The 12,956-nt window shown below is 27.1% G+C and carries 12 protein-coding genes; 6 read left to right on the top strand and 6 right to left on the bottom strand.

Features of this window, described 5'->3' with window-relative positions:
- Window position 1: 1 nt before the first annotated feature.
- Both T352_RS0102365 and T352_RS0102370 read right to left on the bottom strand, forming a co-directional pair.
- Window positions 2–526: a tRNA (cytidine(34)-2'-O)-methyltransferase gene (locus T352_RS0102365; protein ID WP_026391608.1), complete on the bottom strand. Its 525-nt coding sequence runs from the start codon at window positions 524–526 to the stop codon at window positions 2–4.
- Window positions 519–1,973: a nicotinate phosphoribosyltransferase gene (locus T352_RS0102370; protein ID WP_026391609.1), complete on the bottom strand. Its 1,455-nt coding sequence runs from the start codon at window positions 1,971–1,973 to the stop codon at window positions 519–521. The genes T352_RS0102365 and T352_RS0102370 overlap by 8 nt, the downstream gene beginning before the upstream one ends.
- A gap of 75 nt (window positions 1,974–2,048) precedes the next feature.
- Between T352_RS0102370 and T352_RS0102375 the strand changes: the two genes are divergently transcribed.
- Window positions 2,049–2,756: a YaaA family protein gene (locus T352_RS0102375; RefSeq protein ID WP_026391610.1), complete on the top strand. Its 708-nt coding sequence runs from the start codon at window positions 2,049–2,051 to the stop codon at window positions 2,754–2,756.
- Window positions 2,757–4,256: a cardiolipin synthase gene (gene cls, locus T352_RS0102380; protein WP_026391611.1), complete on the top strand. Its 1,500-nt coding sequence runs from the start codon at window positions 2,757–2,759 to the stop codon at window positions 4,254–4,256. It begins immediately after the preceding gene.
- Window positions 4,257–4,309: 53 nt separating this feature from the next.
- Here the strand turns inward: cls and T352_RS0102385 are convergent, their stop codons facing one another.
- From T352_RS0102385 to T352_RS0102400, 4 genes are read right to left on the bottom strand one after another with little or no spacing between them, the layout of a single operon-like run.
- Entirely contained in the window at window positions 4,310–4,963 is a 654-nt protein-coding gene (locus T352_RS0102385) for a hypothetical protein (RefSeq protein ID WP_026391612.1), read from the bottom strand.
- 18 nt (window positions 4,964–4,981) lie between these two features.
- Window positions 4,982–6,007: a PTS transporter subunit IIC gene (locus tag T352_RS0102390; protein ID WP_026391613.1), complete on the bottom strand. Its 1,026-nt coding sequence runs from the start codon at window positions 6,005–6,007 to the stop codon at window positions 4,982–4,984.
- A gap of 6 nt (window positions 6,008–6,013) precedes the next feature.
- On the bottom strand, window positions 6,014–7,687 hold the full coding sequence (gene argS, locus T352_RS0102395; protein ID WP_162151115.1) for an arginine--tRNA ligase: 1,674 nt from the start codon (window positions 7,685–7,687) through the stop codon (window positions 6,014–6,016).
- A gap of 41 nt (window positions 7,688–7,728) precedes the next feature.
- Window positions 7,729–8,316 (bottom strand): hypothetical protein, encoded by a 588-nt coding sequence (locus T352_RS0102400; RefSeq protein WP_026391615.1) that lies wholly within the window; start codon window positions 8,314–8,316, stop codon window positions 7,729–7,731.
- 422 nt (window positions 8,317–8,738) lie between these two features.
- Between T352_RS0102400 and T352_RS0102405 the strand changes: the two genes are divergently transcribed.
- The 4 genes from T352_RS0102405 (at window position 8,739) to T352_RS0102420 (ending at window position 12,925) form a co-directional block, all read left to right on the top strand.
- Window positions 8,739–9,728 carry an ABC transporter substrate-binding protein gene (locus T352_RS0102405; protein ID WP_026391616.1) on the top strand — a complete coding sequence of 330 codons (990 nt, stop codon included), beginning with the start codon at window positions 8,739–8,741 and terminating at the stop codon, window positions 9,726–9,728.
- Window positions 9,729–9,730: 2 nt separating this feature from the next.
- Window positions 9,731–10,678 carry an ABC transporter permease gene (locus T352_RS0102410; RefSeq protein ID WP_162151116.1) on the top strand — a complete coding sequence of 316 codons (948 nt, stop codon included), beginning with the start codon at window positions 9,731–9,733 and terminating at the stop codon, window positions 10,676–10,678.
- Window positions 10,671–11,432 carry an ABC transporter ATP-binding protein gene (locus T352_RS0102415; protein ID WP_026391618.1) on the top strand — a complete coding sequence of 254 codons (762 nt, stop codon included), beginning with the start codon at window positions 10,671–10,673 and terminating at the stop codon, window positions 11,430–11,432. The genes T352_RS0102410 and T352_RS0102415 overlap by 8 nt, the downstream gene beginning before the upstream one ends.
- A 77-nt stretch (window positions 11,433–11,509) precedes the next feature.
- Window positions 11,510–12,925, top strand: coding sequence for a glycogen synthase (locus T352_RS0102420; RefSeq protein ID WP_026391619.1), 1,416 nt, complete (start codon window positions 11,510–11,512; stop codon window positions 12,923–12,925).
- The last annotated feature ends 31 nt before the right edge of the window (window positions 12,926–12,956 follow it).

A 12,956-nucleotide genomic window follows, 5' to 3' on the forward strand; every position in this document is an offset into this window, starting at 1 on the left:
ATTATTTTACATAAGATTTTAAAAAATCTTTTCCTTTCAGTGATTCTGGTTCATTAAATTCTAATTCAGGAAATCCCTTTTGACGCATTCCTTCATAAAGAACTATTGCTGCAGAGTTTGATAAGTTTAAACTTCTAACATCTTTAGTTGTTGGAATTCTAAAGCAGTTATCAATATTTTCGGCAAGCAGACTTCTATCAATGCCGTATGATTCACTACCAAAAATAACATAAATCTTATCATCTACATTAAAATTAATATTTGTATAATTCTTATTACCATATCTTGTTAGAAAGTAATAAATGCCTTGATTTTTCTTACTAAATTCATTAAAAGAACTATGAATTTCATAATTTATTTTATCATAATAATCAACAGCACTTCTTCTAAGTTTTGTATCATCTATTTTAAATCCCATCGGTTCAATTAAGTGTAGTTTAAGTCCTAAAGCCACACATGTGCGCATAATATTTCCTGTATTTTGTGGAATTTCAGGGTTATATAAAACTACTTCAATATTACTCATTGTTTTTTTCCTTTGTACGATATTTAGTAATTAAACTTGTTTTTAAATCCCATAGTTTTTGTGAATAATCTACATAGTATTGGTGAGGTTGTTCAAGTCTTTTTACCTCATCCCACATTGAATCCATTTGTTCTTTATGATAACTTCTTATTTCTTCTAAGCTTGGTTTATCATAAACTAATTTACCACCTAAAAAGATCGGTACTAAAAGTTTTACTGGCTTAAAGTTAATAACTGTTTTTTTCTTATATGTATATTCTGGATGGAATAATACATATTCTTCATTTCCATTAATTTCTTCATCAAACATTGTAATAACATCTGCCATCGCCATATTGTTTTCATCAAAGAAACGGTAAACCTGTTTAAAGCCAGGAATTGTAGTTTTAGCAACATTTTCACTCAACTTAATTTTAGGTACTAAAATATTATTTTCTGTAATTGCTGATAACTTAAAGACTCCACCAAAAACAGCTTCACTTCTAGCAGTTACTAATCTCTCACCAACCCCAAATGAATCAATTTGTGCCCCTTGATGAATTAATTCTTTAATTAAGTATTCATCAAGTGAGTTTGATACAATAATCTTAGTTTTAGTTAATCCTGCTTCATCCAACATTGCTCTTGCCTTTTTACTTAAATATGTAAGATCTCCACTATCTATTCTAATTGAACTTAGGTAATGTCCTCTTGGTTTTAAATACTCATTATGCAATTTAATCGCATTAGGTATACCTTGTTTTAAAGTGTCATAAGTATCAACTAATAATGATGTTGCATCTGGAAAAGTCTTAGCATAAGATAAAAATGCTTCATATTCTGTTTTATAACTTTGAATATAACTATGAGCCATTGTTCCAAGTGCTGGAATTCCGTATAAGTATTCAGCATATGTGTTACTTGTTCCAGTTACTCCTGAAATATATGCAGCACGTGCCCCATAAATTGAAGCATCATAACCATGTGCTCTTCTTGCTCCAAATTCCATCACAGTTCTTCCTTTTGCTTGGTTAACTATTCTCGATGCTTTTGTAGCAATTAAAGATTGATGGTTTATTGTAAGTAATACCATTGTTTCAATTAACTGGCATTCAATAAGCGGTCCTTTAACAACTAAGATTGGCTCATGAGGAAAGATTGGTGTTCCTTCTTTCATTGCGTAAATATCTGAGCTAAATTTAAAGTTTTTTAAAAACTCTAAAAATTGTTCACTAAATATATTTTTGTTTCTCAGTAATTTTATTTCACTTTCATCAAAAGAAAGATTTTCTAAATATGTAATTACCTGTTCTAAACCAGCCATTACTGCATAGCCACCTTTATCAGGTATTTGTCTAAAAAAGACATCAAATACTGCAATGTCTAGGTGTCTATTATCATTAAAATAGCCATATGACATTGTAAGTTCATAAAAATCCATTAAAAGGTTTAGTTTTCTATCATTCATTAAAATCAACTCCTTGTTATATTTTATCATTTTTATTACTCTTTTGGTATAATATTAATAAGGAAGGATGATTTAATGATAATATTACTATCACCAAGTAAGACATTTACTAATAATTTGGTTGAATCAAACAAAAATAATAAATTAAATGATAAAACAGTAAATCTTTTAAATATTATTAATAAATTATCAAAAGATGATTTAATTAAAAAAATGAATATATCAGAAAAAATTGCAAGTGAGACATTTGATTACTACCAAAATTTCAATAATAATTTAACAGCAATCTATTTATATGGTGGTACTGCTTTTAAATATTTAGATGCCTTATCAATTCCTGAAAATAAATTAAAAAAAGTTTACATTTTATCAGGTCTTTATGGCTTATTAAATGCCCTAGATCCAATTAGTAAATACCGCTTAGACATTAATGATAAAGTTTTAGATGAATCACTATATAACTACTGGAGTAATGATATAAATAGCAAACTAGACCTACTAAAGGATAAAATAATTATTAATTTAGCATCAAAAGAATATTCAAAGTTAATAACTAATAAATATTCTAATATGTATACTATTAATTTTGTTTGGGAAAAAAATGGTAAAATAACAGCAGGATCAATGATGCTTAAAAAGATGCGTGGTTTAATGGCTAATCATTTACTTAATAATGATTTAAAATGTATTGAAAAAATAAAAGATATTAAATTAGAGGGGTTTAGTTATTGTAATATACTTTCAAGTGAAAATGAGATTATATTTAAAAAAATGGAGGCTTAGATGCGAAAAATATTAAAGTTTTTAACTAGTAAGATGTTTTCAATTGGACTTATAGTTTTAATACAATTGGTCTTTTTAGGTTTTATTCTTCATAATCTTGTTAATGATGATTTAATTGGAATATATTTAAACGTATTTTTAAATATTGTAGCATTCTTTATTGTCCTTAAAATAACTACTAGCGATATTAATCCAGAATACAAAATAGCATGGTTAATACCAATTTTAGTGACACCAATTTTTGGTACTTTCTTTTATATCTTATACTATAGAAATAATATTAAGCCTAAATATAAAAATAAGTTTCACTCAATCATTTCAGATCGCAAAGATTTATTAATGGAAGTTCCAAATAAATTACAATTTAAAGAAATTAATTATTTAAATAAGAATGGTTGGCGTTATTATAGAAATACTACTTCAATGTTTTTAGCTTCAGGTGAAGAAAAATTAGAACAACTCTTAAAAGACTTAAAAGAAGCTAAAGAATTTATATTAATGGAATATTTTATTATTAGTAAAGGCTATATGTTTGAGCAAATAATGAATGTGTTAATTGAAAAAGCTAAAGAAGGTGTTAAGGTTAAGCTAATCTATGATGATTTAGGTAGTGCTGATAGATTGCCTTTAAACTTTAAAAAGACATTAAAAAAATATGGAATTATTGCTTATGCATTTAATCCCATGAGTTTCCATATTAACTTTGGTAATAACTATCGTAGTCACAGAAAAATTGTTGTCATTGATAATAAAGTAGGATTTACTGGTGGTGTTAATATTGGTGATGAATATATTAATAAAGTAACTAGATTTGGCCACTGGCAAGATAGTGCAATTAGAATTGAAGGACGCGCTGTTTGGAGTCTTACACTAACATTTTTAGAAAACTGGAATTTTATTACAAAAGAAAATATTAATTACTTAGACTATAAAATTGATTATAGCGTTGAATCTGAGGAAGTTATCGCCCCATTTGCAGATAATCCAATTGAGAATAAGCAAATAACAAAAAGTATGTTACTCTATCTAATTGGTGAGGCTAAACATGAAATACTTATTACTTCTCCTTATCTTATTTTAGATAGTGAGTTCTTATTATCACTTAAAATGGCAGCAAAATCAGGAGTTAAAGTAAAAATTGTAATTCCTAAAGTTCCTGATAAAAAGATCGTCTATCTAGTTACAGAATCATATGCCTTGGAGCTTGCTAAATATGGAATTGAAATTTATAAGTATGACGGATTTATTCATGCTAAGTTATATGTATTTGACAATAACAAAGCAATCATTGGCACAACTAACTTAGATTTTAGAAGTTTATATCTTCATTTTGAAAATAATATTTATTTGTTTAATTCAAAAACTGTTACAGATATTAAGGATTATATTAATAATTCAATTTTAAATTCTAGTTTTGAATCAGTAGAATCACTTAGAAAAGATTCACATAGTGTTAGGTTTCTTCAAGCAGTCTTTAGAGGATTTTCACCAATATTATAATTTTATATCAAATAAAAAAGGACTTTAAAAATTTAAAGTCCTTTTATTATAATTTATGATCTAAAAAATCCTAATGTACCAAATGCTGCACCAACTGTTACAGTTATAAATCCTAATGAATATAAGCCATTTAAAATATAACCATATACTTTTCCTGTAGTCCAATTTTCTAACCCTATGATTCCTGGTAACATTTGAACAACTACTGCAATTAATAAAATAAATAAGGCAGATGAAATAATATTTGTTGAAATTCTTTTTGGTCGTTTAAATCCTAATAAGAAATAAACAGATAACATTGCTCCTGCAAATATTGCAAATGTTAACCAATCATATTTAACTAGTAAATCATTTAAGAATTTTATTTCTAAATCAATTATTAAAATATTATTAGTACTGATACTATCATGTGTAACAACTCCAACTAATGCTAGTAAAGTTACAAATATTCTTGTAAAATAATTATTTGATTGTGTCCATAATAATAAGATAAATCCACCAACTAAAAATGTTAGAAGATAATCAAATAAGAATGGAATATCTCTCTCTATAAAGTCTAATACCGGAATAATTTGATTATTAATTGCTGCAACATTTAAACTCTTTAAGTAAATTAGTGCAAGTAATGCTGCTGATATAAAGATTACAAAAAATCCTATTGTTCTAATTAATTTTCCTACTGCATTATTTAATACTTTCTCTTTCATAATTCCCTCCTATTAAGCTTATACCAAACTAAGGTCGCCTTTAACGATTAATCCTTTACTTACTAATATTCTATCAAATATATAGGTTAAAAGTCCACCAATAAAGATAATAATTATTATACTAATAAATGACATTAAACTATAATTCATAGACTGTAGTGTCTGAAGTGGTCCAACTAAGCCTGATGTTCCCATTCCTGCTCCTGCTTGATTACTGATAAAACCACCAGATGGTTTGTTAATAAGATAGATAATTGGGGCAACAATTGCTGAACTTAAGATAGTTGGTAACCAAATAATTGGTTTTTTTAAGATATTTTTAAATTGAAGCATTGATGTTCCAATACCAATTGAGATTACTTCACCAATTTTGTTATCTCTTCTTGATTGAATTGCAAAGCCTATCATTTGAATTGATGTTCCAACAACAGCAGCTCCTGCAGCAATTCCATTTAAACCAATAGCAAATGCAATTGCTGCACTTGAAATTGGAGCAGTTAGTATCATACCCATTGAGACACTGATTATTATTACCATAGGTAATGGTGCTACTTTTGTTGCTTGATCAATCATTCTACTTATTAATGTATTAATATAATTTAGTGGGAATGATAAGATTAGAGTTAATATTACTGCAAGTGTAATTGAAAGTATTGGAATTAAGATAATATCAACTGGTGTTTTTCTAACTAATATTTTATCTAATATTAATATAGAAAATATTGTTACAAAATATGCAGTTAATGGATTACCTGGTCCTGTTGTTGATGTAATTGAAACTGGACTTATATTAAAATTAAATTTAGTTGAAATTGCACCAATTACTGCAATCATTACTAAGTATAGTCCTTCTTTTTTTAGTACAATACCAATCCCAAGAGCAATACCCACTCCCATTAAGCCTGATAATAAATTATATAAGTCTTTACTTAAAAATTCTATTTTAAAGATATTTCCTACTTGTTGAAAAATAACTGCAACAATTAATGTAGCAAATAGGCCATATGCCATCCCATTTAAGGTTTTTATTGTAAAGTTTTTCATCTTTTATCACATTTCTTTAAGTGAAGTTATGCCTAAGATACGCATTCCTTCATCTAATATATCTCTAATACTTGATATTAAACTTAAATTTGTATTTAAGTGTCTAATATCTTCTACGACAATTTTTTGTTTACCATAGAAATGATTAAATTGTGAGGCAAGATCTAATAAATACTTAGCAATTACACTTGGATTTCTAGATTCTGTTGCTCTTTCAACAATTTTCGGGAAATTTGCAATTGTTTTAACTGCATTGTAATAATGATCTTGGTTAAAATAACTATAGTCAATTTTATCTAAATCTATTTTTTGATCTTTTAAGATTGAAGTAATTCTAACACTACTATATTGGATATAAGGTCCTGTTTGACCTTCAAATTTAAGCATGTTTTCTAAATTGAAATCAACATTTAAGTTTCTTTCATTTTTTAAGTCATTAAAGATAATCGCACCTATACCAACTGCTTTGCTTACTTCTTCCTTATTTTTTAAATTAGGATTTTTTTCAGTAATAGCAACATTAGCATCACTTACAATTTGAGTAATAATATCTTCTAGACGTTTAAATTTACCACCTCTAGTTGACATCTTCTTACCATCAACCATTAATAAACCAAATCCAACATGTTCTATATCTAAGTTATAGCCCATAAGCTTAGTAATTGATTTTAATTGTTCAAAATGAAGTTTTTGTTCATTACCAACAACATAAATTGCTCTAGTAAATTTATATGTTTTTAATCGGTAAAATAATGCTGCAAGATCTCTTGTCATGTAGAGTGTTGCACCATCACTTCTTTTAATTAATGCTGGTGGAAGATTAAACTCTTCTAAATCGACGATAGTTGCTCCATCGTCAACTTTTAATAAGTTTTTATTTTCAAGTTCTAAAACTACATCATCCATCTTGTCATTGTAAAATGCTTCACCTGCATATGAATCAAATGATACTTTAAGTGTGTCATATATTTCCATAAATTCTTTTAATGATTCTTCTCTAAACCAAGTCCAAAGTTCTACCATTTCAGGATCATTTAATTCTAACTTTCTAAATGCGTCTCTTCCTTCTTGTTCTAAATTTTCATTTTCTTTTGCTTCATCATGAAATCTTACATAAAGTTTTTGTAATTCAGCAATCGGATTTTTTTCAACTTCTTCTTTTTTACCCCATTTTTTATAGGCAACAATCATTTTTCCAAACTGGGTTCCCCAGTCACCCAAATGATTAATACCGATAACTTTAGCACCAGTTTTTAAATATAAGTTTTTAATTGCATTACCAATCATTGTTGATCTAATATGACCTAGACCAAAACTTTTTGCTATATTTGGTGATGAGTAATCAATAACTACAACTTCATCCTTATTGTAATTGCTATTACCAAAAGATGTTTTTTCTGCTAATACTTTCTTAATTACATTCTCGCTAATTGCTTCTCTATTTAAATTTATATTTAAAAATCCATTTAAAAAAACAATCTCTTTTATTTCTTTTAGTTCAAGAAGAGGACTTATTTCATCAAAAATAAGTTTTGGGTTCTTTCTTAGATTTTTACTAATAGCAAAAAGCGGTACTGAGATATCTACATTATCTATTTTACCGTCTTCAACTACTAAATTAGTTATTTCATATTTATTTTCAATTATTTCTTTAATTTGATTTTTAATTTGTTCTACCATATCTATACCTCACAATAATTTAAAAAAAGCACAAAGTGCTTTTATTTTTTCTCTTTATCCATTGCCTCTAAGAAATTTCTAATGTTTTGAATAAGTGTTGCTTTTTCTTTATCTTCATTAATGATTTCAGGATATTCTTTTGCTATATACTGAGCTTTTAACTCACCCTTTTCAAAATATAAAACAACTGGATTAGTTGAAATGTTTTTCACTTCATGTTCTTTAAAGAATTCTGCTAATGCTTCTGTTTCTTTTGCTTTTGGTTCTACATAATAAACTTTTGAAACTTTATCATTAAATTTATAATTTGTATATAGCTCGTTGCCTTTTGCAACTTCCATTAATTCTTTAATAACTGGTGCTGGTGATGTTTGTTGTTCACCGCTTGATCCAATGTTAAATACTACAACTAATGATTCTTCGTTTGTTACTTTTTTATTTACTTTTTTGAAGTTGCTTATTTCATATAAACCTTCTTCATCATTAAATATTTTTTTAAATCTTTCACTTGGTGTATCTATTGAAAATACTATTGTTAATCCTAAACCTATAAATACTAAGCCAATTATTATTAAAGTAATTGGGCTAACTTTAGGTTTTACTTTGCTATATTTATTCTTTTTAGCCATGTTAATCCTCCTAGATATTACTACGAATTATTATATCATAATAGATTTTCATTATCAATAAAATAAGTTAATTTAACCTTATATCTCAAAATATAGATTTATTATTATTAAAATGATAATATTGAAACAATTTTCATTAAAGATTATTTAGTGTTGTCTAGTTATTTTTTTTATGTTATAATACCCCTAACCAAAAGATTGAGGTGTAACTTATGTTTAATAAAAATTTACAAACACAAGTTTATTATTATTACTATTACCAGGGAGATATTATGATTTAACACTGGTTTTTTAGTATTACCGTGTTGTTATAATATCTGTTTGATATAGTAATAACACACCAAATAAATTAATTTAAATTAATGAATGTGTTATTCCTATGAATAATACATTTTTTTATTTTAAAAGAAAAGAGGACAAATATGAAAAAAATATTTTTGGGATTATTAATTATGATAAGTGCAATAACACTTATCAGCTGTAAGAGTGATGGTTTAATTAAGATTGGGATCTTGCAATATGTATCTCACGAAGATTTAGATGATGCAAGAATTGGTTTTATTAAAGCTTTAGAAGAAAATGGCTTTAAGGATAATGTAAATATCAAACTAACAATTCTAAATCCACAGGCAGATAATAATGTTATGCAGTTACAAGCAAAAAAATTAGTACGTTCAAATGATCTTATCTTAGCTATTGCTACTCCTGCAGCACTAGCAATTGTTAATGAAGTTAAAGAACAAGGGAAAAATACTAAAGTGTTATTTACTGCAGTAACAGATCCAGTTGATGCAAAATTAGTTAATAGTTTAGAAAATCATGGTTCAAATATAACAGGTACTTCTGATTTAACACCAATTGACAGACAAATTGAATTAGTTAAAGAGTTAAAGCCAGATGCAAAAAAAATTGGTATTATTTATACAGCATCTGAAACAAATTCAAAAGCTCAAGCAGATATAGCAAGTATGGAAGCACAAAAATTAGGTTTATCAGCAATTACAAAAACTATTAGTACAATCGGTGACTTAGCACCAATTTTTAATAGTTTAGTAGTTAATGATAAGGTTGATGCAATCTATATTCCAAGCGATAACTTACTTTCAAGTAATATTGGTCAGTTAAATGAACTAAATATTGCAAAAGCAAGCTACCAAGTTCCTATTATTGCATCTACTACTTTCCAAGTTAGAGAAGGTGCTGGGATTACTCTAGGTCTTAGTTATAAAAATCTAGGAATTCAAACAGGCTTAATGGCTGTTGATATCTTAAATGGTAAAGATATAAAAGAAATTGATGTTGAGATGATTGAAAAATTAGAATTAGCAATTAATAAAACAAGTTTAATTGAAATATTAAAACTTGAAATAGATGCTTTATTATTAGATAGAGCTGATATTATTTTTGAATAGTTATGGAATTATTATACATATTAACTGATGCCTTAGAAACTGGTCTTATTTGGTCAGTTTTAGCGATTGGAGTTTTTATCTCCTTTAGAATGTTAGATTTTGCAGATTTAACGGTTGAAGGTAGTATTGTTCTTGGAACAAGTATTACAGCAAGTGTTATGTTAAATAATAATATTGGTTTTTTAAACAATTATATCTTTGCCATTATCTTTGCAGTTATTGGTGGGGCCTTAGCTGGTATTACTACTGGTTTATTAAATGTTAAATTTAAGATTCCAAGTATTTTAGCAGGGATTATTAGCATGACTGCACTTTATTCAATTAACTTAATGATCATGAAAGGTGCTAGTTTGTATATCGGCGATCTTCCAACAATTTTTAATCCCTTAGAAATGTTTTTTAGTAATGTACTTAAAATAGAAAATATTGCAACTGTTAAGTTTTTAACTAAGTTTATCACAACACTTCTTATAAACGGCATAATATTTTTATGCCTTTACTGGTTTTTTGGGACTGAATTTGGCATGGCACTTAGAGCAAGTGGAAATAATATTCAAATGGCTAAAGCACAGGGAATAAATACTGATAAAATGATAATTGTTGGCCTTGCAATATCAAATGGATTAATTGCCTTGACTGGTGCTTTATATGTACAAAGTTTTAGATCAAGTAATATGGATATCGGTAGAGGAACAATTGTCGTTGGTCTTGCATCAATTATATTAGGAGAAATATTATTTGGAAAGACCACATTTAAAAGATGGTTAATAGCTGTTATTTTAGGTAGTATTGTCTTTCAATTAATTATTGGAATTGCTATTTACTTAGGATTTTCAGCAAACAACCTAAAATTATTACAAGCAATTTTAATTGCCGTAGTTCTTGCTAATCCGGTAATAAAAACTTGGTATAAAAACTCTATAAAGAAACGTGGTGAAGTTAATGCTTGAGATAAATAATTTATATAAAGTATTTAATTCTGATATGGCAGAAGATTTGAGAAAAGTTGCCCTAAATGATGTCAGTGTTACTATAAATAAAGATGATTTTGTTACTATTATTGGTAGTAATGGCTCAGGTAAGTCAACATTTTTTAATACTATATGCGGATTATATACACCAGATAGTGGGACTATCTTATTAGATAATACTGATATAACTAATCTGAAAGAATTTAAGCGAGCAAGTTTAATTGGTAGAGTTTTCCAAGATCCATTAATTGGTACTGCTGGTGATATGTCTGTTTTAGAAAATTTATATCTGGCAAATAAAAAGGGTGAGAAACGTAAACTAAAATGGGTTTTTAATAAAAACGACGAAGAGTATTTTTATGAAATGGTTAAAAATTTAGACTTAGGAATTGAAAATAATTTGAGCCAAAAAATTAAATTTTTATCCGGTGGTCAAAGACAAGCAATTACACTTTTAATGGCAACACTTAAAAAACCAAAACTTCTGCTTCTAGATGAACATACTGCAGCCTTAGATCCTAAAACTGCAAATATTGTTTTAGAGTTAACTAAAAAAATTGTTTTAGACCAAAATATCCCAACTATTATGATTACTCATAATATTAGTGATGCTATCAAATATGGTAATAGAGTTATAATGTTTAAGGACGGAAAAATTGTTTTAGATGTTTCTGGTAGTGCAAAAGAAAAATTAACAGTGACTGAAGTTTTAAGTAAATTTGAAAGTATCTAATCATTCTAATATCATTTTGTCCTCAACTATGTTAAAATATGGTAAATTTTGATATAATAAAAATAGGTGATAAATAAATGAAAATACTTTTTTGTAGTCCAGAGGTCTACCCATTTAGTAAGGCCGGTGGAGTTGCAGACTTTTCTGCATCACTACCAAAAGCTTTAAATAAATTAAATACAGTTGTTAATGTTGTTACTCCCTATCATCAAGTTGTAAAAGATGAATATAGTAGCGAAATGCAATTTGTTGGTTCTAAAACTATTGTTTTAGATAACATGGATGAAATTGCAAATTATTATAAAACATCGCGAGATGGCGTTAATTATTATTTTATTGAACATAGTTTCTTTAACCGAGTTAAATTCTTTGACCATGATGATGATATTAAAAGATTTATGTTTTTCAATCTTGCAATTTTAGAACTTATTGACTTAATAAAATACTATCCTGATATCATTCATTTAAATGATTGGACTAATGCACTTTTACCATATTTCTTAGATTCATTTTATAAAGAAAAATTAGGTTATGAAAATATTAAGACACTTCTTACTATTCACAACCTAGAAAAACAAGGTGCTTATCCAAAGACTTATGAGCATTTATTTACTAAGAAAAACTTTACTTATCTTCATATTGATAATATTAACTTCTTAAAAACTGGAATCATGCGTTCAAGTAAAATAAATACGGTAAGTCATTCGTATCGTTCAGAAATGCTTACTAAGTTTTTTGGCTTTAGTTTAGATGGTGCCCTAAAATCTAGACAGTTAGACTTGAGGGGAATTCAAAATGGATTAGACTTTGAGTTATATAATCCAGAACTTGATCCTTATATTTTTAAAAATTATAATATTGATACTTTTACAGAGGGTAAAAAAATTAACAAACAGAATTTATACGAAGAATTAGGATTTAGGGATACAAATAAAATGTTAGTAAGTTATATTGGTAAATTTGGTAAACAAAAAGGAATTGATTTAATTACTTCTGTTATTGATAAATACTTAACTAATGATGAATTTTATTTTGTAGTTAATGGACAAGGTGATTATCAATATGAAACTTACTTCGCTGAACTTGCTTTAAAATATCCAGATAACTTTAGATATTTTGAAGGGTTTAAGCATAAATTAAGTCAAAAGATTTATGCATCAAGTGATCTTTTATTAATGCCTAGCTTATATGAGGCAAGTGGATTAAATCAAATGATTGCAATGCGTTATGGTACTATTCCACTTGTTAGAGAAACTGGTGGACTAAAAGATACTGTTACCTCATATGATAAAGCAACAAGTAGTGGAACTGGTTTTACTTTTGAAAACTTTGATGCTAAAGAATTTAGTGAGGCGATTGATCTTGCAGTTTACTACTATAATAATGAGAAAGAACACTTCAATAATATAATTAGTAACGGTATGAAAATTGATAATGATATTTTAAGTATGGCAAAAGAATATCACAATTTATATTTTGAAATCTTAAAATAAGACAAAAAAGGCTTTTTAGCCTTTTTTTATT

The sequence above is a fragment of the Haploplasma modicum ATCC 29102 genome, assembly GCF_000687835.1.
Lineage (GTDB): Bacteria > Bacillota_I > Bacilli_A > Acholeplasmatales > Acholeplasmataceae > Haploplasma > Haploplasma modicum.

What these genes read in the sequence shown, in the direction of transcription:
- T352_RS0102365 (WP_026391608.1), bottom strand. Translation starts at nt 526, where the DNA reads ATGAGTAATATTGAAGTAGTTTTATATAACCCTGAAATTCCACAAAAT.
- T352_RS0102400 (WP_026391615.1), bottom strand. Translation starts at nt 8,316, where the DNA reads ATGGCTAAAAAGAATAAATATAGCAAAGTAAAACCTAAAGTTAGCCCA.
- T352_RS0102415 (WP_026391618.1), top strand. Translation starts at nt 10,671, where the DNA reads ATGCTTGAGATAAATAATTTATATAAAGTATTTAATTCTGATATGGCA.
- cls (WP_026391611.1), top strand. Translation starts at nt 2,757, where the DNA reads ATGCGAAAAATATTAAAGTTTTTAACTAGTAAGATGTTTTCAATTGGA.
- T352_RS0102420 (WP_026391619.1), top strand. Translation starts at nt 11,510, where the DNA reads ATGAAAATACTTTTTTGTAGTCCAGAGGTCTACCCATTTAGTAAGGCC.
- T352_RS0102410 (WP_162151116.1), top strand. Translation starts at nt 9,731, where the DNA reads ATGGAATTATTATACATATTAACTGATGCCTTAGAAACTGGTCTTATT.
- T352_RS0102370 (WP_026391609.1), bottom strand. Translation starts at nt 1,973, where the DNA reads ATGAATGATAGAAAACTAAACCTTTTAATGGATTTTTATGAACTTACA.
- argS (WP_162151115.1), bottom strand. Translation starts at nt 7,687, where the DNA reads ATGGTAGAACAAATTAAAAATCAAATTAAAGAAATAATTGAAAATAAA.
- T352_RS0102405 (WP_026391616.1), top strand. Translation starts at nt 8,739, where the DNA reads ATGAAAAAAATATTTTTGGGATTATTAATTATGATAAGTGCAATAACA.
- T352_RS0102385 (WP_026391612.1), bottom strand. Translation starts at nt 4,963, where the DNA reads ATGAAAGAGAAAGTATTAAATAATGCAGTAGGAAAATTAATTAGAACA.
- T352_RS0102390 (WP_026391613.1), bottom strand. Translation starts at nt 6,007, where the DNA reads ATGAAAAACTTTACAATAAAAACCTTAAATGGGATGGCATATGGCCTA.
- T352_RS0102375 (WP_026391610.1), top strand. Translation starts at nt 2,049, where the DNA reads ATGATAATATTACTATCACCAAGTAAGACATTTACTAATAATTTGGTT.